This window comes from Cognatilysobacter xinjiangensis (genome assembly GCF_014651995.1).
Taxonomy (GTDB): domain Bacteria; phylum Pseudomonadota; class Gammaproteobacteria; order Xanthomonadales; family Xanthomonadaceae; genus Cognatilysobacter; species Cognatilysobacter xinjiangensis.
In genome coordinates, this window is the sequence record NZ_BMXY01000005.1 from 125,733 (window position 1) to 147,257 (window position 21,525).

The following is a 21,525-nucleotide window of genomic DNA, read 5'->3' on the forward strand; positions in this document are numbered from 1 at the left end:
CTATGGCGCGTTCATGCAGGCGACCATCGCCCGCATGACGGAGTCGGTCGGACCCGGCACGCGCGCCGAAGACGTGGCGGAAGCGGTCTGGTCCGCCGCGACCCGGCCCGATGCACCCTTCAGGATTCCGGCCGGCGCGGATGCGGTGCAGTGGGCCCAGGAGTTCCAGGCGGGCTGATCGACGCATCCGACCAACAACCTCTCCGGCGGCGATGCATGCGCCGCCGCGACGGTGGCGCCGAACGCAGGCGCGAGCAGCCTCGGCGCGCGGGCTGCACGCGTCGAGCTAAGGCGCGCCCGGGGCGAACAACGTGTTTCGCACCGCATGTGACCCAACCGTCTTCCCTTCGCATGCATCGCTCTGCAGGATGACGGCCAGGCTCATGGACTCATCCGACATGCCGATGTCCGTTTCCGTATCCGTATCCGACACCGGGCGAGTACTTCGCCGGTGCACGGCGATGCTGGTGCTCGCGGCAGCCGCCGCACTGCCCGCCTGCTCGACCACGCGCGCGAGCGACGCGTCCGACCTCGTCGATGCGGGCGCCGCCGTACCCGGCCTGCGCCTCGACATGCGCTACGCCGGCTCCGACAACTTCGTCGGCATGCCGGTACGCGGCTACGAGGCACCGCGCTGCCTGCTGCTGCGCCCCGCGGCCGAGGCGCTGGCCGCCGTCGCGCGCGACCTGCAGAGCGACGGCTACGCGCTGCAGGTGTTCGACTGCTACCGGCCGCAGCGCGCGGTCGGCCATTTCGTCGAATGGGCACGCGGGCCGGACGATCCAACCAGCAAGCAGCGCCCCTATCCGGACGTCGACAAGTCGGCCCTGCTGGGCGACTACATCGCCGAGACCTCCGGCCACAGCCGCGGGCTGACACTCGACCTCACGCTCGCGCGCTGCGAGGCCGGCGCCTGCGCGCCGATCGACATGGGTACGCCGTTCGACTTCTTCGACGAGCGCGCGCATACCGACTCGCCCCGCATCACCGCGCAGCAGCGCGCCAACCGCGAGCGGCTTCGCGACGCGATGGTTCGGCACGGCTTCCGCAACTATCCGCTGGAGTGGTGGCATTACACGCTGGACCGCGGCGAGCCGCAGCCGCCGCTGCTGGACGTGCCGGTCCGATGAGTAGCGTCGTGAACGCCGAGGTGGCGGTGATCGGCGCCGGCATCGTCGGCCTGTCCTGCGCGCATGCGCTGATGCAGCGCGGCCACGACTGCGTGCTGGTCGACGCGCGCGGCCCGGGCGCGGAAACCTCGTTCGGCAATGCGGGCTCGATCTCGGTGGGCAATGTGCTGCCGCAGTCCACGCCCGGCATCCTGCGCAAGGGCCTGCGCATGCTGGTCGATCCGCTGTCGCCGCTAAAGCTCGACTGGTCGCGCTGGCCGCATTACGCGGGCTGGCTGTACGACTTCGTGCGCAGCGGGCGGCCCGAGGCGGTCATGCCGATCATCGACGCGTTGCACGCACTCAATGCGGCCACGCGCGAGTGCTGGCTCGACCTCGCCGCCGACATCGGTGCCGACGACCTGCTCGCCCATACCGGCTACCTGCACGTCTACAGCGAGGACGCGAGCTTCGCCAAGGGCGCCTGGGAGCGCGGGCTGATGCAGGAGCGCCACGTGCGCTTCGACGTGCTCGACGCCACCGAGCTGCGCGCGCTCGAGCCCGGCATCGGCGCGGGCTTCCTCCATGCGGTGTTCCAGCGCGATGCGCTGGCCATGCGCGATCCCGGCGGTTTCTGCGTGGCGCTGGCTGGCGCACTGCAGTCGCGCGGGCTGCGCAGCCTGCAGGGACGCGTGTCGGCGATCGCTCCAGCCGACGACGGCTATGTACTGGAGACCGACGCCGGCGACGTGCATGCCGGCAAGGTCGTGATCGCCGGCGGCGTGTGGAGCAATGCGCTGCTCGCACCGTTCGGCCTGCGCATTCCGGTGATCCCGGCGCGCGGCTACCACCTGATGTATCCATCGCCTGAAACGCCGATGGTCGGGCGGCCGACGCTGTGGGCCGAGCGTTACATGGTGGTGTCGCCCATGCGCAGCGGCATCCGCATGACCAGCATCAAGGAGCTCACCGCGCTCGACACGCTACCGCGCTACGGCCTGATCCACCGGCTCGATGGCGAGGCGCGCAAGCTGTTTCCGGCGCTCGCCTCGCCGCCGGCGTCGGAATGGGCAGGCCTGCGCCCGTGCACGCCGGATTCCCTGCCGGTGATCGATCGCGTCGGCGACGAGGACGTGTGGATCGCCGCCGGCCACGGCCATCTCGGGCTGACGCAGGCGCCGATCACGGCGCGGCTCATTGCCGAGAGCATCGACGGCGCGCCGACCACGCTGCCGCTGGCGCCCTACTCGATCGCACGCTTTCGCTGATCACCGGCGACGAGGTCGGCGCAGCCATCGCCACGGTGCTGCACGGGTCCACGCGACGCGGCCTACGTCATGGGATGCGCGTTATCGATCCGACTCGTCCATCGCCAACGCGGCGATACGCGTCGCGAGTTCGTATGGCTCGGGATCGTTGCGATTGGTCAGCAGCACCACGGTCAGGCGGCGCTGCGGCCAGCGCAAGATCACGTTGCGGAAGCCGATGCTCTCGCCCGAATGCCAGAGCATGCCTGCAGTGACACGCCAGCCGTAGCCGTAGCGCACCTGCGGGTCGTCGGTGGCGGTCATGGGCGTGAACGCGAGCTCGCGCGATGCATCGGTGAGAAGGCGGTCGTCGTAGAGCGCCGCGTCCCAGCGCGCGAGATCGTCGATGGAGGCATAGATGCCGCCGTCACCGAGCACCGCGCTGGTCGTGCTCTGGTCGGTGCGCCGCCACGCGCCGTTCTCGAAGCTGTAGCCGAACGCACGGTCCACGACTTGCGTGCGGCCGTCCTCATGCGCCACGGCATGCATCATGCCGAGCGGGCGGAAGATGCGCGCGGCGAGGAAGTCCGCATAGCGCTGCCCGGACGCGCGCTCGACCACCAGCGCGAGCAGCGCGTAGCCGCTGTTGCTGTAGAGGTAATCGCTGCCGGGCGCGAAGTAGGTGCGGTCCTGCGGTTCCAGCAGGTGCAGTACGTCGACGTCGTGGACCTGGCGCGTGTCGGCCGGATCCATCAGGTCCTCGTAGTCGAGCAGGCCCGAGGTATGCGTGAGCAGGTGATGCAGCGTCACCGTGTCGACGGCGGCCGGCAACGTGGGTAGCCAGCGGCGGACAGGATCGTCCAGGCGCAGGCGCCCATCCTGCGCCAGCAGCAGGATGGCGGCGGCGGTGAACTGTTTGCTTACCGACGCGAGCCGGTAGTGGGTGCCAGGCGTGGCGGACGTGCCGGCTTCGAGATCGGCCAGGCCGTAACCGCGCCGCACCAGCGGCACGCCGTCGCGCAGCACCAGTAGCGAGGCGCCCGGCACGTCGCCGTCGTAATCGCGCATGAGCGCGTCGATGCGCTGTTCCAATGTCGGCCTCCCGGTGGCGCAGCCGGCGAGCATCGCGACGGCGAGCGCGGCGACGAATGCCCTCATCCGTCGCGTCTCAAGGACAGGTCCCGCTGCGCTGGAACGCGAGGTCCTCGTAGTCGTAGCTGAAGTCCGCCTGCGGATCGACCTTGGCCATGCGCATCAGACCGCTTTCGTCGAACTGCAGCCAGGCTTCGGCGTCGACGCCCGGATCGTCCCAGTTCACCAGCCAGCGCTCGCCCACGCGCTGCACGATGCCGGTCAGGCGCGGGGAACGCACGGCGCGCAGGCGCACCGCGCCGCGGTCGACGCACAGCGAGGCCTCGCCGAACCACGGGTCGCGATAGACGCCGAGGCGCGCCTGCAGCTCGGCGGGCTTCGCGGCGCGGCGCTTCGAGGTGTCCGGCGCCTTCTCCTCGGCGGGGCGACGCGCCTGCTCGGCATCGAGCAGGCCGGCGTAATGCGCGACGGTGAGCGACGGATCGCGCGCGGTGTAGTGCTTGACCAGCACCTGCGTGAGCACGGTGCGCGCGTCCTCGGCCTCGCCATTGATCAGGATGACGAAGCCGGTCTTGCGGTCCGGCAGCATCGTCACGGCCGAGTACATGCCCATCAGCGTGCCGGTATGCGCGACCTTGAACTCGCCGTCGACGTCGGCAAGCCGCCAGCCATAGCCATAGGCGGAGAAATGGCTGCGATCCCAGTCGCGCATGCGGGCGGACAGCGGCATCGGCATCTGCGGCGCCCACACGGCCTGGCGCTGCGCGCTCGAAAGCCATGCCGCCGTGTCCTGCGGCGACAGCCACGCACGCACCCAGGCCAGCATGTCGTCGAGGCTGCAGCGGATGCCGCCGGCGGCCTCCATCGTGGTCGCGCGCACCTGCACGCCGTCGGCGCGCACCGGCATGTTGCGCCCGTCGCGCCACACGTGCGGCTGGGCGACGTTACCGACCTCGTCGCGGCGCCAGTCGCCGACCTGGCAGCGCTGCATGCCCAGCGACTCGAAGACTTCGCGGCGCACGAGCGTTTCGTAGGGCGCACCACCCGCCGCGGCGGCGACTTCGCCGGCGACGATGTAGAGCAGGTTGTCGTAGGCGTAGCGCGAGCGGAAGCTGTAGACGGGCTTGAGGTGCGCGAGCCCCTGGATGATGTCGGCGCGGCTGAAGTCGTTCGGCTCAGGCCAGAGCATCAGGTCGCCGGCGCCGGCGGGCAGGCCGCTGTTGTGGATCAGCAGGTCGCGCACCTGCATTTCGCGCGTCACCCACGCATCCTGCATGCGGAACTGCGGCAGGTGACGCTGTACCGGGTCGTCCCACTTGAGCTTGCCGGCGTCCACCAGGCGCGCCAGCGTGGCCGCGGTCATCGCCTTGGTGTTGGAGGCGATCTTGAACAGCGTCTTCGAATCGATCGCTTCGCCACTGCCCGCGGCCAGTTCGCCCGCGGTGCGCGTGTAGACGACCTCGCCGTCCTGGACGATGCCGACCGCGAGACCCGGCAGGCGGTAGCGCTGCATCGTGGCGTCGAAGGCGGCATCGATCGCCGGATCGGCCGCGTTCGCCGCGAACGGCAGCAGCAGGGACAACAGCAGGCACAGGCGCGTCTTCATGCCTCGCTCCAGGCGGTGGGCAACTGTTCGTTGGCGATCATCTGCGCGAAGCTCTGCCGCCGCCGCACGACCGCGTAGCGGCCGGCGTCCAGCAGCACTTCGGCGAGCAACGGTCGCGAGTTGTAGTTCGAGCTCATCGACGCGCCGTACGCACCCGCCCCGCCGATCAGTACCAGGTCGCCCGCGGCGCAGCGCGGCAGCACGCGGTCGCGGGCGAAGGTGTCGCCGGTTTCACAGACCGGGCCGACCACGTCGTAGCACTGCAACGGCGCCGACGCGTCCTGCACCACGTGGATGTCGTGCCAGGCGTCGTAGAGCGCAGGCCGCTGCAGGTCGTTCATCGCCGCGTCCAGCACCAGGAAGTCGCGGCCGCGGCCGTGCTTGACGCGCAGCACGCGCGTGACCAGCACGCCTGCCTCGGCGACGAGGTAGCGCCCGGGCTCGAGCACGATGCGTCCGTCGAAGTCGTGCAGCTCGCGTCGCAGTACCGCGACGTAATCGTCCGGATCGATCGGCCGGTCGTGGCCGGCGCGGTAACAGACGCCCAGGCCGCCCCCGAGGTCGATGCTGTCGATGCGATGGCCGGCTTCGCGCAGCTCGCGCCAGAAGGCGGCGACGCGTGCGATGGCCTGCTCGAACGGCGCGAGCTCCAGGATCTGCGAGCCGATGTGCGCATGCAGGCCGTCCAGCCGCACATTCGGCGAGCGCCCCGCGTTGGCGAACCATCCGCGCGCCTCGTCGATGTCGACGCCGAACTTGTTCTCCGCGCGCCCGGTGGAAATCTTGGCGTGCGTGCGCGCGTCCACGTCGGGGTTCACGCGCACGGCGGCGCTCGCCACGACGCCGCGCCCGTAGGCGATGTCCTGCAGCAGCGCCAGCTCGTCGGCGGATTCCAGGTTGAACTTCCAGATGCCGGCATCGAGCGCAGCGGCGATCTCGTCGGCGGACTTGCCGACGCCGGAGAACACGATGTCGGACGCGGCGATGCCCGCCTGCCGCGCGCGCCACAGCTCGCCGGCCGACACGATGTCCGCACCGACCCCCAGCCCCGCCATCAGGTGCAGCACGCCGATGTTGGAATTGGCCTTGACCGCGAAGCACAGCCGCGCGTCCAGCCCGTCGAGCGCGCGCTGCAGCCCCTGCACGCGCGCGCGGATCGCGCCGGCGGAATACGCGTAGAAAGGCGTCGACAGGCTCGCGGCGAGCGCGCGCAGGTCGACGCCGTCGAGGATCGCCGACGGCGTGGGTTGATCGCTCATGGTCATCGCATCGGGGCGGCGGCGGGTCCCGCACCGGCCGCTGCGGTCGCCGGGAAACCCGGCGACCGCGTTCGGGGCAGGGTCAGAAGTTCCAGGTCACCACCAGCTGCGCGTAGCGCGGCGACTGCCAGCGCGTCGCAGTACCGAACGTGGAGCGACGCTGGCCGGGCTGGCCCTCGTAGCGCGCGCGGACGTTGATCTCTTCCTGGTCGTTGAGCAGGTTGTAGACGGACAGGCGCGCCTTGAGGTCGATGCCCTTCACCGGCAGAGTCCACGTCACGTTGGCGCCGAGGTTGTACGTCCACGGCATCCGGCCGAACGCGCCGCGAGGCGAATACTCGTACACGCGCTGGTTATACGGCCCGCTGCAGTTTTGGACGCAGAGCCAGCCTGTGCCACCGCCGCTGCCTTCGCTGGTGTAGCTGGCGACGGCGAAGTTCTCGTCCGGCCAAGTAACGCCGAACGCGGTGATCGGGCCGCCCGACAGGGCGGTGAACGTGCTGCCGAAGGACCACATCTCGTTGAGCTTGTAGCTCGCGCGCAGTTTGATCTGATGGCGATGGTCGTTGAACAGATCACCATAGCGCTCGTTGTTTGCCGGGTGGTCCCAGTGCTGGACCATGCCGGTGTCGCCGTAGTTCGTGTCGGAATTGACGGGGCCCTCGTGGTTGCCTTCCAGCTTTGACCACAGGTACGAGGCATTGAATGCCCACTTGTCGTCCCATGCGCGGTCGATCTGGAACTCGACGGCCTTGTAGGTGCGCTTGGGCTTGGAGTACCCGATGACCCGGTTGCTGCCGACGGTGATGTAGCCCTCCTTCGACGTGTCGATGGTCACCCAGCCGTCCTGGGCACAACCCATGGCCTTTGTGCCCCAGAGCGTCAGGCTGTCGCCCGGATTGGCGATCGGCCAGAGCGTGTCGTGGCGAACGCCGCACAGAGCGTTGATGCGCACGTCGTCCATGGCGTTGGGCATGCGCCGGTAGGTCGCGTTCACGCCCCAAGACCATGCCTGGTTGATCATCGCCTGGAAGCCGATGATTGCCTCGTCCTGGTAGACCGCATCGAGGTCGCGGTCCACGGGCTCGTTCGACAGGTTGAAGCTGTCGTCGACGCCTCCGATCTGCGCGCCGATGATCGGCTCCATGTACGTGGCGCCGGTCACCGGGTTGGTCGCTGGCCTCCAGCCGTTCAGGGCATAGAACGAGCGCTCGTCGGTCAGCCCGCCGGCGAAGTTGTAGCTGATGATGCTGGGCACGGGCATGTAGTAGCGGCCGAGGTTCCCGAACAGCTTGGTGCTGCCGTCACCCTTCATGTCCCAGGAGAAGCCGAGTCGCGGCGAGACGAGCTTGTCGAGCTTGATATAGCTGCTGCCGGCGGCGTCGAAGTTCTCGAAGCCGTCCACACGCAGGCCGACGTTGAGCAATAGGTTCGGCGTGATACTCCAGACGTCTTCGAGGTAGAACGCGCTCGCTTCGATGTCGAACACGCCACCGTCGGCGCGCTTGCGTCCCATCAGGAACGCGTCCACGCCAGCAGGTAGCACAGCGCCATTGTCGAGCACCTGTGTGGGACTGGTGCGGCCGTAGGCTGTGTACTGGATGCCGCTTCCCGGATAGAACGAGACGCGGTCGGTGGTCATCAGCTCGTGGTCCCAGCCGAATCGCAGCAGGTGATCGCCGAGCGTCCACTCGAAGTCCAGGCGCTTGACCTTGCGCTCGTCCTCGTGGGAGACGACGTTAGCGCCCGGGTGGCACCCCAGGGCCGGCTGACCCATCGCGCGGTAGACCGCGCCGTAGCTCGCGTTGTTGTAGGTCACCCAGTCGCACTGCGTGTCGGCCAGCGAGCGCCCGAAGCTGCTGCTCCGGTTGATGCCGTACATGGCCTTGGCGACGAAGTTCTCGCCGAAACGGCCGGTATAGGTAAAGGACCCGCTCTGGCCGCCGCTCGACGTCGTGGACGGGTTCGGCGGCGCGGCGCCGATGGTGCCCGTGGCGAAGTCGTAGCTGGGGTACTGCAGGTCGTTGGCATCGCCCTCGTCGGAGAAGGCAAGCAGTTCGATCAGATGATCGTCCGTCACGTTCCAGTCGAGCTTGGCGCCCCAGAAGCCGTTGTCGGACTTGCGCTTGGTCCAGTTGCTGCCGGCGGCGTTGGTGAAGCCGGACTCGAAGTCGCGCTGCTCGTACATGGCGAACAGAAACAGCTTGTCCTCCACCAGCGGCCCGGACGCCCAGACGTTCGCCTTGGCGAACGAGGACTTGTCGCGGCTGGAGCGCACGTTGACCGTTCCATCGGCGTAGTAATGGTCTTCGGCGGTCGAACGCAGCGCGTTGGGCTCGAAGGTGAGCTCGACACCGCCATGCACTTCGTTGGTACCGCGGCGGCTCACCGCGTTGATCACGCCACCGGTGCTGCGGCCGAACTCGACGGAATAGCCGCCGGTCTTGACCTGGAATTCCTGGAAGAACGCGAACGGCGCCGTCGAGAAGCTCTGCCGCTTGTAGAAGTCGGTGACGTTGAGGCCGTTGATGAAGATCGAGTTCTCGGCGACGGAGGAGCCGCCGAAGGAAACGCCGCCGAAGCCGGAGTTGCCCACGATCACGCCGGGGGCCAGCAGTGCGACGGACGTGAGGTCCTGCGCCACCGGCAGCCGTGCGATGTCCTCGCGCGTCACGTTGGTCGCGCTTTCGGTCGAGTACACGTCGACGCGGTTGACGATGCGCGAGCCGATCACCTGCACCGAGTCGATGCTGCCGGCGTCGACGCCGTCGCGCAGGTTGACGGTGGTTGTGCCGCCCAGCGACACGCTGGCCTGCACCGATGCGCCGACCGGCTGGCCGTCGCGCAGCGCCTGCACCGTGTAGTCGCCGACCGGCAACTGGCTCAGGCGATAGCTGCCGTCGCTACCCGCGGTGACGGTGCGGCTCACGCCCGTGGCCGGGTTGGTGATGCTGATCTGGTCACCCGCGCCCGCGCGGCCGGCGACGGCGCCGGTCGCGCTCTGCGCCAGCGCCATCGGCGCCATCGCGCCCAGGCACGCCGTCAATGCGACGCAGAGCGCGCCCTTCTTCAACCCCTTCGACAACGACCGCTTGGCTTTCATGTCCCCTCCAACGCGTGATGTGCGGGCCGCGAACCGTGGGCGTCATTCGCCCGGCTTGGGTTCCGGCAGTACGTGAGCCTCGAATGTGTAATCCCAGCGGTCGTAGTAGAGATTGCCTCCCCGCCACTCCACTTCGCCGCGCTGGGAATCCACGGTGTCCGATCGGAAATGCTGTTTCGGCGGCACGAATGCCTGCGCGTAATCGTCGTTGAAGGCGATTCGGTAGGCATCGAGGCCGCCGAAGTAGAACCACTCGACGCCGGGATCGCCCGCGCCGTCCAGGCGCCCGGTGGTGACGTCCATCGGCACCCAGCCGTACGGGGCGAGGTACATCCAGCCCCAGTCGTGCAGGTTGTCGTAGTCGCCGTCGGAAAAGACCATGCCCGACTGCCAGCGTGCCGGGATGCCGTTGAGCCGCAGCAGTGTCATCAGTAACAGGGTCTGCTGCCCGCAGTCGGCATGGCCCGCGTGCAGTGCGTAGTCGCTGATGTTGGTGAGCGTCGAGTACTCGCGTGCGCCGGCCCACGGAATGCGGTCGACCGCGTCGAACAGCTTGCGGGCGATGCGCGCCGCATTGGTTTCGTCGCCCACGACCTGCTTCGAGAACGCGCGCATCGCCTCGGTGTAGACGATGTGCGGCGCGCGTTCGCCGAGGTGCGCGGCAAGGCCGTCGCGCGCGATGGTGGCGTCGTCGAGCGGCACTACCCTGTCGGCGTCGATCGTGTTGACCTGCCCGTGGACGGTGAGCTCGTAGCTGATCGAAAAGCGCGTCGGCTGGCCGGCCTTCGCGCGCTGCTCGAGCTGCACGGTGCGCTGCGGCGCCGATTCCGGCGCGATGCGATGTGCCGCCGGCTGCGAGCCGGCGAACAGCAGGCGCTCCTGCTGACCGGGGATCACGCGCGGATACGGGATCCACGCGGTCAGCACCTCGCCCGCGGGCACGGCGTCGGGCTCGACGACCAGCGATTGGGTGACGCGCACGCGCCGCGGCGCGACGCTGTGTCGGCCGCTCGCGCGTGCCTCGCGCACGGCCTCGACGTGGTACGCGTTCGCGCGTTCCATCGGGCCGACGACGGGCGGCTTCACCGGTGGCGCCCGGCGCGCGGCGGCCTCGGGATCGAGCAGGAACAGGTTGGAGATCGAGCGTGCGAAGTAATAGGGCGTGCCGTCGATGACCATGTGCTCGATCCGCCCACTTGCCTTCCAGCGGCGGAACTCGTCCTCGCGCAGGTCGGGAATGCGCTCGCGCAGGCGCTGCAGGGCCTGCGCTTCGGTCATCGGGAAATCCAGCCGGATGCGGCGCATGCGCTCGCGCTGGAATTCGAGGTCGCGTCGCACCTGGGGCGCGAGGTCGCCGTCGCGCAGACGCTCGTCGATGCGCGCCTGCGCGGCTTCGAAGCGACCCGCGTCGATGTCGCGCGCGACCGCATCGAGCGTGGCGTCGGCCGCGATCGCCGACGACGCGCCGAGCGCAGCCGCGAGCACCGTCGCGGCGACGCAGGCTCGCCATGGCGCAAGTCGGGCCTGCGCGACGGGCGCGTTCGGAATCGGAGAGAGCGAACAGCGGTCCACGTGGGCGACGACCCGTCTGGGGCACGTGACGGGTGTGTAACATGGCGAAAACCGCCGGTCAATAATTTATTCTTGACTGCGCCCCGCAAAGAAGTTTTTATTCCTCCACCGGACGCGGGGTCCGAGGGGTAGCGGTCGCTGATGATCGATTCGGTTTGGCCCTACGTCGCGCTGCTGCTGCTCGCGGCGGGCCTGTTCCCGGTGCTCGAGCGCCGGTACGGCTGGCGCCTGTTCTCGGTGCTGCCGCCCATCGTGCTCACCTACCTGCTGGTGACCGCGCTCGCGGTGTCCGGTGTCTGGCAGGCCAGCGAGGCGATCGTCGGCGCGCAGAAGGCGCTGACCTCGCAGCTGCTGCCCGCGCTGCTGTTCCTGCTGATGATCGGCTGCGACCTGCGCGCGATCCTCAAGCTCGGCCCGCGGGTGCTCGCCGTGTTCGCCTGCGCGCTCGCGAGCATCCAGATCGCGATCCTGCTGACCTACCTGCTGTTCCGCCATGCATTGCCGGCCGAGGGCTGGATGATGCTGTCGGCGCTCAGCGCGACCTGGAGCGGCGGCTCGGCGAATCTGGTCGCGGTGAAGGAATCGGTCGGGCTGCCCGACAACCTGCTGCCCTCGGTACTGCTGGCCGACGCGCTGTGCTACTCGGTCTGGGTGGTGGCGCTGTTCTCCGCGGTGCGCGTGGCACCGGCCTTCGACCGCTGGACGCGCGCCGACATGCGCGACGTGCTGGTCGAGGTCGAAGCGCCGGCCAAGGGCAATGCAACCGGCGGCGACGTACTGCTCTGGCTGGGCGCGGCACTGGTCGTCGGCAACGTGTCGATGGCCGCCGCGGCGCACCTGCCCTCCAACGGCCTGCTGACCGCCACCGCGTGGACGGTGCTGGTCGCCACGGTGATCGGGCTGGTACTGGCGCGCACGCCGGCCGCGCGCTCGCCCGTGCCCGCGCCGCTCGCCAGCGCGATGCTCGCGCTGCTGGTCGCCGTGCTGGCCTCGCAGAGCAATTTCGACGGCCTCGCCACCGCGCCGCTGTTCGTCGCCGCGGGCTTCTGCGTGCTGCTGCTGCACATCGCGATCCTCGCGCTGCTCGCGAAGCTTTTCCGCTTCGACCTCTACCTTTGCGGCATCGCCTCGCTCGCGCAGATCGGCGGCGTCGCCACCGCGCCGGTGCTCGCCGCGACCTACTCGCGGGCGCTGGTGCCCGCCGCCGTGCTGCTGGCCACGCTCGGGCTGGTGATCGGCACCGCCGTCGGCCTGTCGATCGCCGGCCTGCTGTCCACGCTGTCGCCCTACGGAACCTGACCATGCGCCTGCTCGCTCCCCTCGCCGCCGCCCTGCTGCTCGCCCTGTCCCCCGTGCAGGCACGCGACTGGACGGTGCCCGCCGATACCGGCGTGATCGGCGTCGAACGCGCACAGCTCGAACCCGGCTACTGGGTTTCGCGGCTGCCGCAGGCCGACCGCGTGGTCCTCGATGCCAATGCGATCGCCAAGCAGAACGCACGGGTCTACGCGCTCGACCGCAGCATGCACGACCTCGCCGCGCTGCCGGCCGCGTTGCCGCGCGCGACGGTCGCGCCCTGGGTGCAGAAGCTGTCCTCGCCGCCGAAGGCGTCGCTGTTCGATGCGCGGGGCCGCGCCATCGATGGCAAGGCGGTCGCCGCGATCGTCGCCAATGCGGACGTCGCCGGCATCGCGGCGACGCGGACGACGCGCTACGGGCTCGTCGTGCACCGCGCGCCGCTGCGCGGATTCCCGACGCTGCAGCCGGCGTTCTCGTCGGCCGGCGACCGCGACATCGACCGCTTCCAGGAAAGCGCGCTGTTTCCCGGCGATCCGGTCGCGGTCGCGCACGAGAGCCGTGACGGCAAGTGGTGGTTCGTGGTCAGCCCGCGCTATGCCGCCTGGGTCGAGAAGCGCCACGTCGCGCTGGGCGATCGCGACACGGTGCTCGGCCATGCGCGCAAGACGCCCTACCGCATCGTCACCGGCGGCGAGGTGCATACGGTGTTCACCCCCGAGGCGCCGGCGGTGTCGGAGTTGCAGCTCGACATGGGCGTGCGCGTGCCCGTGCTGGCCGACTGGCCGGTCGCGGACCCCGTCAACGGCCAGCACGGCTATACGTCGCACGTGATCGAACTGCCGGTGCGCAATGCCGACGGCTCGCTCGCGTTCTCGCCCGCGCTGCTGCCGCGCATCGAGCCGACGAGCGCTGACTACCTGCCGCTCACGCAGGCCAACATCATCCGCCAGGCCTTCCGCTTCCTCGGCGAGCGCTACGGATGGGGCCACGACTTCAACGGCCGCGACTGCAGCGGCTTCGTGTCCGAGGTCTACCGCAGCATGGGCGTGGAGCTGCCGCGCAATACCAGCGACCAGGCCGTCAGCCCCGCCTTCAACCGCATCGCGCTCACCAAGAACGACAGTCGCGAGAAGCGCCTCGCGCTGGTGCGCGGGCTGCAGCCCGGCGATCTCATCTACATCCCCGGCCACGTGATGATGGCGATCGGCCAGGTCGACGGCGAACCCTACGTCATCCACGACACCACCGGCCTGAGCTGGCGCGATGCCGATGGCACGGCACGCCGCGCGAAGACCAACGGCGTCACCGTGTCGCCGCTCACCCCGCTGATGTTCAACGGCAGCGAGAGCTTCGTCGACCGCATCACCAACATCCAGCGCATCCGCCCCTGAGCGGCGCGTCGTCCCCCTTTCCAAGCCATCGAATGAAAATCACCGACATCCGCTTCGGCCTGCTGAAGATCCCGCTGAAAACGCCGTTCAAGACCGCGCTGCGCACGGTCGAGGCCGTCGAGGACATCGTCGTCGAGGTGCATACGGACACCGGCCACGTCGGCTACGGCGAGGCACCGGCCACCGCGGTGATCACCGGCGACACGCACGGCTCGATCCTCGAGGCCATCCGCCGCTTCATCGGGCCGCGGCTGATCGGGCAGGAGATCGCCAACCTCAACCGCATCACGCACCTGATCCAGACCGCGCTGGAGAAGAACACCAGCGCCAAGGCGGCGGTGGAGATCGCCGTCTACGACCTGTTCGGCCAGCTCTACGGCGCACCGCTCTACCGCATGCTCGGCGGCGGCGACCCGGTGATCACCACGGACATCACCATCAGCGTGGACTACATCGACAAGATGGTGGCCGACTCGCTGAGCGCGGTGGACCGCGGCTTCGAGTCGCTGAAGATCAAGGTCGGCAAGGACATCGGCGTCGACATCGAGCGCGTGAAGGCGATCTATGCGGCGGTCGAGGACCGCGCGCTGCTGCGCCTCGACGCCAACCAGGGCTGGACCGCCAAGCAGGCGGTCTACGCGATCACCGCGCTGGAGGACGCCGGGGTGCGTCTGGAACTGGTCGAGCAGCCGGTCAAGGCACGCGACCTCGATGGCCTGAAGTACGTCACCGAACACGTGCACACGCCGATCATGGCCGACGAGAGCGTGTTCGGCCCGACCGAGGTCATCGACCTGATCCGCATGCGCGCGGCCGACATCATCAACATCAAGCTGATGAAGACCGGCGGGCTGTCGAACGCGATCCGCATCGCCGACATCGCCTCCCTCTACGGCATCGAATGCATGATCGGCTGCATGCTCGAATCGAGCATCAGCGTGGCGGCCGCGGTGCACCTCGCGGTGGCGAAGGCCGATGCGATCACCAAGGTCGACCTCGACGGGCCTTCGCTCTGCGCGTACAACCCGGTCGACGGCGGCGTGATCTTCAACGAGTCGGAGATCTCGGTGACCGACGCCCCGGGCCTGGGCATCCGCAGCATCCAGGGGCTGCAGCCGATTCCGGCATGATTCGGCCCCAGACCATCACCGGGCCCCGCGCATGTCGCCGCTGCTGAGGATCCGCGCCGAACGCGATCGCATGTCCGCGATCGAGCGGCGCGTCGCCGATTTCCTGCTCGAGAACGCGCATCTGCTGCGCGACTACTCCTCGCAGCAGCTGGCGAGCGCGCTCGGCATCAGCCAATCCAGCGTGGTGAAGTTCAGCCAGAAGCTCGGCTACAAGGGCTATCCGGACCTCAAGTACTCGATCGTGCAGGCCGCCGCGCGGCCCGACGGCGAGGCCGCGGCGGACGTCGCGCCTACCGCCACGCATCCGCTCGGCGCGCTCGCCGACGCGCTATGGGAACTCAAGTCGCAGGCCGAGGCCGCCACGCGGCTGATCAATTCGCCCGAGCAGATCGATGCGATCGCGCGCGCGATCCGCCAGGCCGGCAAGGTCTACGTGATCGGCCTGGGCGAGGACGGCATTCCCGCGCGCGCGTTCGCGACGCGGCTGTCGATGCTCGGCGTGCTCACCGTGCACTACGTCGACGCGGCGCTGATGCAGGCCGGCGTGTGCAACGCGGTCGACGACGACGTGCTGTTCGTGTTCTCCGAGCACGGCCAGCAGCCCACGCTGTGCCAGATCGCGCGGCGCGTGCGCGAGCGCGGCGGCCATGTAGTCACGGTGACGCGGCACACGCCCAATCCGCTGCGCGCGCATGCGGCGCTTCCCCTGCTGATTTCGGCGCACGACGGGCGTCGCCACGTCGAGCCGCTGCTCTACCAGTCCGCCGTGCTGCACCTGCTCGACCTGATCTTCGTGCTGCTCTGCGAGACCAGCGACGGCCACCGCCGCACGCTCGACGAGAACCTCGACCACATGCAGGATCTGCTCGACGGCTGATCCTCCGGTATCGCATACATGCCCACCGCCCGCATCCAAGCTGTCCTTCTCCGCATCGCCGCGCTCGGCGCGCTCGCGCTGACGGCCTGCGCGACCACGCCATCGCCGGATGCCGCGCGGGCCTGGCAGGGCGCCGGGCAGATGGTCGTGGTGACGTCCGCCGGCTGGGACGCCACGCACGCACGCCTGCATCGCTTCGAGCGCGCACGCGGGGACGCCGCGTGGACCGAGGTCGGCGAGCCGGCGCCCGTGGTGCTCGGCCGCGCCGGCAGCGCGTGGGGCATCGGCCTGCATCCCGCGCAGCGCGGCGGCCCGCAGAAGCGCGAGGGCGACGGCCGCGCACCGGCCGGCATGTTCGAGATCGGCACCGCATTCGGCTATGCCGATCGCATCGAAGCGTTGCTGCCGTATCGCGGCATGACCGCCAGCGATTACTGCATCGACGTGCCGTCGTCGCCGCTCTACAACCGCATCGTCAGTTCGCGCGAGGTCGGCGAGGACGGGATCGCCGGCTCGACCGAGCCGATGCGCCGCGACATCCATGCCGACGGCGACACGCGCTACCGGCTGGGCTTCGTCATCGAGCACAACGCCGAGGGGCGGCGCCAGGCCGGCAGTTGCATCTTCGCGCACCTGTGGAAGACGCCCGACACGCCGACCGCCGGCTGCACGGCCATGGCCGAGCCGGTCATGCAGCACCTGCTGCGCTGGCTGGATCCGCAGCATCACCCGGTGTTCGTGCTGTTGCCGGAAGCGGACTACCGGCGCCTGCGCCAGGCATGGCAGCTACCGGTGCTGCCGCCCGACGCCGACTGAACCTCGCGTTCCCGCCACCTCATCCCACTACAGGAACTCGCGTGTCGACGACCGCCCGCGTACTGCTCGGACTTCTCCTCGGCGCTGTCATCGGCCTCGTGCTCGCGAACTGGGACGCGGCGGTCGCCACGCGCGTCGCCGACTCGGTGCAGCCCATCGGCCGGCTCTGGCTCAACGCGTTGCAGATGACGGTGGTGCCGCTGGTGGCGGCGCTGGTGATCCTCGGCGTCAACACCGCGCGCGATGCGGCGGCGTCCGGGCGCACCGCGCGCCGCGCGATCATCTGCTTCCTGGTGCTGCTCGCCTGCGGCGCGGCGCTCGCCGCCTTCGCGGCGCCACTGCTTCTCTCGCTGCTACCGCGTCCCGAAGGCCTCGCGGCGGCGCTGGCCGGCGGCAGCGGCGGCACCGCCGGGCTCGCGGTGCCCGCCTCGTTCGCCGAATGGTTCACGGGCATCATCCCCGCCAATGCACTGGCGGCCGCGGCGTCCAGCGCGATGCTACCGCTGGTGGTGTTCGCCCTGTTCTTCGGTTTCGCGCTCACGCGCATCGAGCCGGCACGCCACGCGCGCCTGCTGGAGCTCGTGCAGGCGGTCGCCGACGTGATGATCGTGATCGTGCGCTGGGTGCTGTGGGCCGCGCCGCTGGGCGTGTTCGCGCTGGTGCTGGCCGTCTGCGCCCGCGTGGGCGGCGGCATGCTCGGCGTGTTCGGCACCTACATCGGCCTGCAGGTGGCGCTGTACATCGCGATGACGCTGCTGCTGTATCCGATCGCGGTGTTCGCCGGCCGCGAGCGCCTGCGCAGCTTCGCCAGCGCGATCCTGCCGGCGCAGACCATCGCGGCCAGCACGCAGTCCTCGCTCGCCTCGCTGCCGGCGATGCTGGAAAGCGCGGGGCGGCGCCTCGGCTATCCGCTGCCGGTGGTCTCGCTCGTGCTGCCGATGGCGGTCTCGCTGTTCCGCATCACCAGCCCGATGCAGTACGTCGGCGTCGCGGTATTCATCGCCTGGGCGCACGGCATCGACCTGAGCGCCGCCCAGCTCGTTGCCGGCGCCGCGCTCGCGGTGGTGATCAGCATGGGCTCGGTCGGCCTGCCCGGGCAGGTCAGCTTCATGGCGACCAATATGCCGGTCACGCAGGCGATGGGCCTGCCGGTCGAACCGCTCGGCGTGCTGCTCGCGCTCGACACGATTCCCGACGTGTTCGCGACCGTCGGCAACGTCACGGCCGACCTCACGGCGACCAGCATCGTCGCCGGCGGGCGACAGGCCGATCCGCGCGAGGCGGGCGGCGCTTCGGAGTCGCAGGACAGGGCCTAGCGTTCAGTCCGGTCGAACGCGCGCGGCGCCTGCCTGCGCCGCGCGGCAACCGTCGCGGCGATAGCCCGGCCACCGTCGCGACAGCACGGCCGGGCCGCCGCCGCCACGCGGCCTACATCTTCCAGCCCTGCGCCTTCAGCGCCGCATCTGCGCTTGCATCGTCGCGCAGATGCACCATGAGGGTGCCGTTGGTGGTCGTGCCATCGAGGCTCATGTACGTGAGGCCGCCGGTGTCCCGGAACTCGACCACCTGCATGCCGTCACGCACCATCGGCGTCAGCGTGATCTCGCGCACCGTCCCATCCGAGAGCGTCACCGTCTTGGTATAGCGACCGGTGAACCTGTCGCCAAAGACGAAGTTCTGCTTCACCTCGTCGATGAACACGGTGAAGCTGCGCTTGGACAGATCCGGCGCCGGCTCGGCCGAGGCGAGGGCGGACGGAAGGTTCGCCGCGAGAAGGCCGCCGACGAAGGCGGCGACGGCAACCGCGAGAGTCTTGCTCGTGCTCATACCTACTCTCCTTGCAGGAACATCGATTAGGCGCGAGGGGCGGCATTGCCCGGCGCATGGCGAGCTTAGCGTTGGGCAGCAGGCGCGGGCCGTCGGCCCGAAGGCTCGCGCTCCAGAATTTTTCCGTGACCCGGCGGGATGGCAGCGGGCTCGTCAGACGCCGACGGGCCGGTGCTCCGTGCCGGCGCCCGGCGTAAGGAACAGCAGCGTGGTGGTGACGGCCGTGCGGGCGGTATGCCAGGTACCGCACGGAACCACCACGTAGTCGCCGGGCGAGGCGAGCCCGACGGACGTCTCACCGCCCTCGGCCTCGAGCACGAGCGTGACCGATCCCGACAGCAGCATCACCAGCTCGTCGCCGGACGGATGACGCTCCCACGTGCTCCAGGACCCGTCGAAGGTGAAGGCCGACATCAGCCGGCCTTCCTCCAACTGCGGCAGCCTGCCCTCCGCGAGATCGCGCCAGAACGCCTCGCCAACGGGTACCGCACCGATGCCGCCGCCGTCGCGGATGTGCAGATAGGTATCGAGGATCCGTGTCGTCGCCACGATCAGAACTCCTGTAGACCGCGCGGCGTGATCGATACGCGCCGGGTCGTCCCACTCTCGCGGAGTGGACGCCGGGCTTCAACGCCGCTCGTCCGCTCGTCCGGCGGAATACGATGCCGCGCAGCGCGTCGTGGCAGCGATGGTCGATGGTCGATGGTCGATGGTCGATGGTCGAAACAGCGTGCTTCGGTCACGCCGAGAGGCCTAGGCCAGTAGGAGAACTCGCTTGAACGTCATGTACGCTCCCCGAGGAATCGATCCTGAGCCCCACATTACCAAGGGCCGCTTTTCCAGAGCCGAGAAAAGCGAAGCGAGCGTCGGCGAGAAGCATAAGAAGCGACGTCCCGGACATCCATGTTCCCTTCTCGGGCTCTCGAGTTGAGCCGCGCCGCGAAGCAGCGTCGGCCTGGAGGAGTTGTTGGGCGCCACTCCGGACGCCCGACCTAAAGCAAGCCAGCAATCAGGCCTACTCCGACGACGAGCAGCGCTGCCGACACGATGCGCTGAACGGTCAGCATGGTGATCTTGCTGAGGTACCGATTGCCAAGTACTGCCCCAAGCAGTGCAGCCGCAACTGCGGCGCCGAGCAATGAGTAGTTGAAGCGTAGGCTCTCGCGGACGATGGCGCCCGAGTACACGGTCAGGCGCGAGATATCGACAAGTGCGGCGATAACTACACTGGTGCCGATGAAGGCTTCCTTGGAGAGCCCCGCACGGACGAGGAAGGCAGAGCGAAGTGCACCCTGTGTACCGGATAGTCCGCCGAAGAAGCCGCTCAGGAGACCTCCGACCGGCAGCAGGCGTGGGCTGAACGACAGTTGCCGGAACTTGGCCGAGAGCTCCAGCGACGCGAACACCAGCAGTGCGGAGCCCACCGCCAGCTTGACAGGCGTGACGCGAAGCACAGTGCCGAACGCGGAAGAAGTAAGTAACGGCGCCGCATCGGAGAGGCGAGCGAGCAGCCAGCCTCCTGCAAGTGCGGCTCCCATCGCGGGCACCCCGAAGCGAAGCACCACCGGCCATGCTGCCCGACGGTCGATCAGCGCGAGCTTGAAAAGGCCATTCAGAAAATGGACGACGCCCGTAAGCGCAACGGCCAGCTCGACCGGAAAAAACAACGCGAATGCGGGCAACAGCAGGGTGCCCAGGCCAAAGCCAGAAAAGAACGTGAGCCCCGAAGCGAGGAACGCGACCGAGCAGATGACGAGGTAGCTCATAGTCCGCGTGCGGTCATCCTGCTGTGGGGCCTGACACCTGAGCTAAACCGCGCCGCGAAGCGGCGTCGCTCCGACGAATCGTTAGCCCTCAAGCTGGGCTGCCTTCGCGATGCCAAAGACGGCACGTAGCCGCTCTCCGAATGTCTCTTCCTTGAAATCCTTGAACTCGCCGGCATCAAAGAACACGCCGTGACAGACGCCGCACGACTCGTAGGAGATATGAGGTTGGCCCGCGACGACCATGACGAACAGCGGCTGCTGATCCTTCGGGCATCGTCCCGAGCCGGCGCCCGGCGGCACTGTCGTCTTCGTCGAGTAGTCGATCTTCTCCGAGCCGCCGAGCCGCTTGAGCTCCTCGTGTTCGAATGCATCGAACCATTGTCCACCGCAGCCGGAGCAGCGCTCAATTTCAACGCCGTGATGGGTGAGGGGCTTCAGTTCGGAATCGCACTTCGGGCACTTCATTCGATTGTCTCCATGAGGGGAACACCTGAGTCAAGTTAGGGGGGGCCGACGCGATCTTCGGGTTGCGGATCCGAGACCATGACCGTTAACGAACCCACATTCGAGAGAAGGTAGGCGCGGTAAGTGAACTGCTTACCTTGGCAAGCTTCAATCTTCCAGTGTTCCACAATGCCGCCATCGCTCCTCTTTAGGATCTGGGCACCCAGCGACCGGACAAACGGACACGAAGGGTTCTGCGCGTTGTGCCAGCCAGCAATATCGCGTTCGACTTGAGCCGCCCCAGAACCGCACGCCGACGTTCCGAATGCATTACATGGCTTGGTGCTGCCAGCGCAGCCCGGCAGGGAGGCGGCCACTAGGCACGCGGCGAGCACGCGTAGCGGAGTCATTTCAAACCCCTAACACCTGAGCTAGGCCACGCCGCGAAGCGGCGTCCGCTTGGACGAGTTATTGGGCCCCGTCCGCATCACGACCGAAGCCATTGAGCCATCTTCGGGTAGACCGCGGCGCCGCGATCGCGCGCATCCGGGCCCACCGCCGTCATATCGGCCCGAGCAAGACCGTAGGCTCCAGGGTAGACGGCTGCTGCAAATGTGGCGATCAGCCGATCGGAAGCGCCGTGATATCCGCCCGTGTGAAACAGTACGGTCGGGTCCAGCTGCAGGTGTTCCACAGCGGCATACGCCCAGGCCGTTGCCTCCGCCTCTGTCGCGTACGGGACCGAGCCAGTTAGCTCGACTCCGTCGTTCAGGGTCGATCGCAAGGACGCCGGAGCTGTCGCGATGTGGCCTGCCTCGTGAAGCAAGTCTCCGGGCCACGGCATGCTTCGATCGAAGACGATTCGGCCGCCTTGGATGCGCACTCCGGGCGGAAACGACGAGTCCGGCACATCACCCTCCGTCGTTTCGATCCCGATGGAATTCAAGAAGTCGACGATCCTCGCGAGGGTAGACATCGGGTTTGCTT

Annotated in this window: 19 protein-coding genes; 9 read left to right on the plus strand and 10 right to left on the minus strand. The window is 68.6% G+C overall.

The window, feature by feature from the left end; translation table 11 throughout:
- Positions 1-13: 13 nt before the first annotated feature.
- The 3 genes from IE066_RS14215 to IE066_RS14225 all read left to right on the plus strand — a co-directional run bounded on the left by IE066_RS14215 (position 14) and on the right by IE066_RS14225 (position 2,377).
- Positions 14-178, plus strand: coding sequence for a hypothetical protein (locus IE066_RS14215; RefSeq protein WP_189451114.1), 165 nt, complete (start codon positions 14-16; stop codon positions 176-178).
- Between the two features lie 283 nt (positions 179-461).
- Positions 462-1,130, plus strand: a complete 669-nt coding sequence (locus tag IE066_RS14220; protein WP_189451117.1) for a M15 family metallopeptidase — start codon at positions 462-464, stop codon at positions 1,128-1,130.
- Positions 1,127-2,377 carry an NAD(P)/FAD-dependent oxidoreductase gene (locus IE066_RS14225; RefSeq protein WP_189451119.1) on the plus strand — a complete coding sequence of 417 codons (1,251 nt, stop codon included), beginning with the start codon at positions 1,127-1,129 and terminating at the stop codon, positions 2,375-2,377. Before IE066_RS14220 ends, IE066_RS14225 begins: the two co-directional genes overlap by 4 nt.
- An 81-nt stretch (positions 2,378-2,458) precedes the next feature.
- Here the strand turns inward: IE066_RS14225 and IE066_RS14230 are convergent, their stop codons facing one another.
- From IE066_RS14230 to IE066_RS14250, 5 genes are all read right to left on the minus strand, one after another.
- Entirely contained in the window at positions 2,459-3,514 is a 1,056-nt protein-coding gene (locus tag IE066_RS14230; protein WP_189451121.1) for a serine hydrolase domain-containing protein, read from the minus strand.
- A gap of 10 nt (positions 3,515-3,524) precedes the next feature.
- Complete coding sequence (locus tag IE066_RS14235) at positions 3,525-5,054, minus strand: serine hydrolase (RefSeq protein WP_189451123.1); 1,530 nt, start codon at positions 5,052-5,054, stop codon at positions 3,525-3,527.
- The gene (gene lysA / locus IE066_RS14240; RefSeq protein ID WP_189451125.1) at positions 5,051-6,313 is read right to left on the minus strand and encodes a diaminopimelate decarboxylase; all 1,263 of its coding nucleotides are present in this window, start codon (positions 6,311-6,313) and stop codon (positions 5,051-5,053) included. Before lysA ends, IE066_RS14235 begins: the two co-directional genes overlap by 4 nt.
- Positions 6,314-6,395: 82 nt before the next feature.
- The gene (locus IE066_RS14245) at positions 6,396-9,416 is read right to left on the minus strand and encodes a TonB-dependent receptor (protein ID WP_189451127.1); all 3,021 of its coding nucleotides are present in this window, start codon (positions 9,414-9,416) and stop codon (positions 6,396-6,398) included.
- A 42-nt stretch (positions 9,417-9,458) separates the two neighbouring features.
- Positions 9,459-10,988 (minus strand): transglutaminase-like domain-containing protein, encoded by a 1,530-nt coding sequence (locus IE066_RS14250; protein WP_425488950.1) that lies wholly within the window; start codon positions 10,986-10,988, stop codon positions 9,459-9,461.
- A gap of 141 nt (positions 10,989-11,129) precedes the next feature.
- Here IE066_RS14250 and IE066_RS14255 point away from each other — a divergent pair, with 141 nt between their 5' ends.
- From IE066_RS14255 to IE066_RS14280, 6 genes are read left to right on the plus strand one after another with little or no spacing between them, the layout of a single operon-like run.
- A complete protein-coding gene (locus IE066_RS14255; RefSeq protein WP_189451130.1) occupies positions 11,130-12,287 on the plus strand; it encodes a DUF819 family protein in 1,158 nt (385 codons plus the stop codon).
- A 2-nt stretch (positions 12,288-12,289) separates the two neighbouring features.
- Positions 12,290-13,678 carry a C40 family peptidase gene (locus IE066_RS14260; protein WP_189451132.1) on the plus strand — a complete coding sequence of 463 codons (1,389 nt, stop codon included), beginning with the start codon at positions 12,290-12,292 and terminating at the stop codon, positions 13,676-13,678.
- Positions 13,679-13,710: 32 nt separating this feature from the next.
- The gene (locus tag IE066_RS14265) at positions 13,711-14,808 is read left to right on the plus strand and encodes a dipeptide epimerase (protein WP_189451133.1); all 1,098 of its coding nucleotides are present in this window, start codon (positions 13,711-13,713) and stop codon (positions 14,806-14,808) included.
- Positions 14,809-14,839: 31 nt separating this feature from the next.
- Positions 14,840-15,685 (plus strand): MurR/RpiR family transcriptional regulator, encoded by an 846-nt coding sequence (locus IE066_RS14270; protein WP_189451135.1) that lies wholly within the window; start codon positions 14,840-14,842, stop codon positions 15,683-15,685.
- Positions 15,686-15,703: 18 nt separating this feature from the next.
- Positions 15,704-16,501, plus strand: coding sequence for a L,D-transpeptidase family protein (locus IE066_RS14275; RefSeq protein WP_189451137.1), 798 nt, complete (start codon positions 15,704-15,706; stop codon positions 16,499-16,501).
- A gap of 41 nt (positions 16,502-16,542) precedes the next feature.
- Positions 16,543-17,817, plus strand: a complete 1,275-nt coding sequence (locus tag IE066_RS14280; RefSeq protein WP_189451139.1) for a dicarboxylate/amino acid:cation symporter — start codon at positions 16,543-16,545, stop codon at positions 17,815-17,817.
- Between the two features lie 112 nt (positions 17,818-17,929).
- Here IE066_RS14280 and IE066_RS14285 read toward each other — a convergent pair whose 3' ends face one another.
- The 5 genes from IE066_RS14285 to IE066_RS14305 all read right to left on the minus strand — a co-directional run bounded on the left by IE066_RS14285 (position 17,930) and on the right by IE066_RS14305 (position 21,514).
- A complete protein-coding gene (locus tag IE066_RS14285; protein WP_189451141.1) occupies positions 17,930-18,328 on the minus strand; it encodes a hypothetical protein in 399 nt (132 codons plus the stop codon).
- Positions 18,329-18,481: 153 nt separating this feature from the next.
- Entirely contained in the window at positions 18,482-18,877 is a 396-nt protein-coding gene (locus IE066_RS14290; protein WP_229790835.1) for a cupin domain-containing protein, read from the minus strand.
- Between the two features lie 443 nt (positions 18,878-19,320).
- Positions 19,321-20,094: a TSUP family transporter gene (locus IE066_RS14295; RefSeq protein ID WP_189451143.1), complete on the minus strand. Its 774-nt coding sequence runs from the start codon at positions 20,092-20,094 to the stop codon at positions 19,321-19,323.
- An 81-nt stretch (positions 20,095-20,175) separates the two neighbouring features.
- Positions 20,176-20,559, minus strand: coding sequence for a zf-TFIIB domain-containing protein (locus IE066_RS14300; protein ID WP_189451145.1), 384 nt, complete (start codon positions 20,557-20,559; stop codon positions 20,176-20,178).
- 466 nt (positions 20,560-21,025) lie between these two features.
- Positions 21,026-21,514 (minus strand): hypothetical protein, encoded by a 489-nt coding sequence (locus tag IE066_RS14305; RefSeq protein WP_189451147.1) that lies wholly within the window; start codon positions 21,512-21,514, stop codon positions 21,026-21,028.
- Between the last annotated feature and the right edge of the window lie 11 nt (positions 21,515-21,525).

Coding starts and splice junctions, on each gene's coding strand:
- IE066_RS14235 (WP_189451123.1), bottom strand. CDS start 5,054: ATGAAGACGCGCCTGTGCCTGCTGTTGTCCCTGCTGCTGCCGTTCGCG.
- IE066_RS14255 (WP_189451130.1), top strand. CDS start 11,130: ATGATCGATTCGGTTTGGCCCTACGTCGCGCTGCTGCTGCTCGCGGCG.
- IE066_RS14260 (WP_189451132.1), top strand. CDS start 12,290: ATGCGCCTGCTCGCTCCCCTCGCCGCCGCCCTGCTGCTCGCCCTGTCC.
- IE066_RS14275 (WP_189451137.1), top strand. CDS start 15,704: ATGCCCACCGCCCGCATCCAAGCTGTCCTTCTCCGCATCGCCGCGCTC.
- IE066_RS14295 (WP_189451143.1), bottom strand. CDS start 20,094: ATGAGCTACCTCGTCATCTGCTCGGTCGCGTTCCTCGCTTCGGGGCTC.
- IE066_RS14225 (WP_189451119.1), top strand. CDS start 1,127: ATGAGTAGCGTCGTGAACGCCGAGGTGGCGGTGATCGGCGCCGGCATC.
- IE066_RS14285 (WP_189451141.1), bottom strand. CDS start 18,328: ATGAGCACGAGCAAGACTCTCGCGGTTGCCGTCGCCGCCTTCGTCGGC.
- IE066_RS14300 (WP_189451145.1), bottom strand. CDS start 20,559: ATGAAGTGCCCGAAGTGCGATTCCGAACTGAAGCCCCTCACCCATCAC.
- lysA (WP_189451125.1), bottom strand. CDS start 6,313: ATGAGCGATCAACCCACGCCGTCGGCGATCCTCGACGGCGTCGACCTG.
- IE066_RS14230 (WP_189451121.1), bottom strand. CDS start 3,514: ATGAGGGCATTCGTCGCCGCGCTCGCCGTCGCGATGCTCGCCGGCTGC.
- IE066_RS14215 (WP_189451114.1), top strand. CDS start 14: ATGCAGGCGACCATCGCCCGCATGACGGAGTCGGTCGGACCCGGCACG.
- IE066_RS14220 (WP_189451117.1), top strand. CDS start 462: ATGCTGGTGCTCGCGGCAGCCGCCGCACTGCCCGCCTGCTCGACCACG.
- IE066_RS14305 (WP_189451147.1), bottom strand. CDS start 21,514: ATGTCTACCCTCGCGAGGATCGTCGACTTCTTGAATTCCATCGGGATC.
- IE066_RS14245 (WP_189451127.1), bottom strand. CDS start 9,416: ATGAAAGCCAAGCGGTCGTTGTCGAAGGGGTTGAAGAAGGGCGCGCTC.
- IE066_RS14270 (WP_189451135.1), top strand. CDS start 14,840: ATGTCGCCGCTGCTGAGGATCCGCGCCGAACGCGATCGCATGTCCGCG.
- IE066_RS14265 (WP_189451133.1), top strand. CDS start 13,711: ATGAAAATCACCGACATCCGCTTCGGCCTGCTGAAGATCCCGCTGAAA.